The 436-nt window shown below is 51.4% G+C and carries 1 rRNA gene; it reads left to right on the forward strand.

The features are described 5' to 3' along the window. Nucleotides 1-154 precede the first annotated feature (154 nt). A 5S ribosomal RNA gene (rrf, locus tag HMPREF2875_RS06465) occupies nucleotides 155-272 on the forward strand. Nucleotides 273-436: the final 164 nt, after the last annotated feature.

The following is a 436-nucleotide window of genomic DNA, read 5'->3' on the forward strand; positions in this document are numbered from 1 at the left end:
AATAGACCAAAACAAACACACCAAACCCAAACAAGGGTTTGGAGAAACAACACAAAACAAAAATTAAGCAACAGAATTTGTCACTGTCACTCGCGTCCACTACACAGTATCTGACACAACACCCACAGCCAGGCAAAAAATGCCTCGAGTGTTTGTCGGTGGCCTATAGCAGCAGGGAAACGCCCGGACCCATTCCGAACCCGGAAGCTAAGCCTGCTAACGCTGATGGTACTGCAACCGGGAGGTTGTGGGAGAGTAAGAAACCGCCGACACCAAACAACACAACAACTCAATAAACACAGAAGAGACCGTTGAAACACCACCAGTTCCAACGGTCGTCCTTCGTGGTTTTCCACCAGCACACCCCACCCGCACCGGCGGCAAAGCTTCTGCTCTGAACCGGTGCGCCCTCTGGGCTAGCATTGGACTGCTATCT

The organism is Corynebacterium sp. HMSC078H07 (assembly GCF_001812805.1).
In the GTDB taxonomy this organism is placed as follows: domain Bacteria; phylum Actinomycetota; class Actinomycetes; order Mycobacteriales; family Mycobacteriaceae; genus Corynebacterium.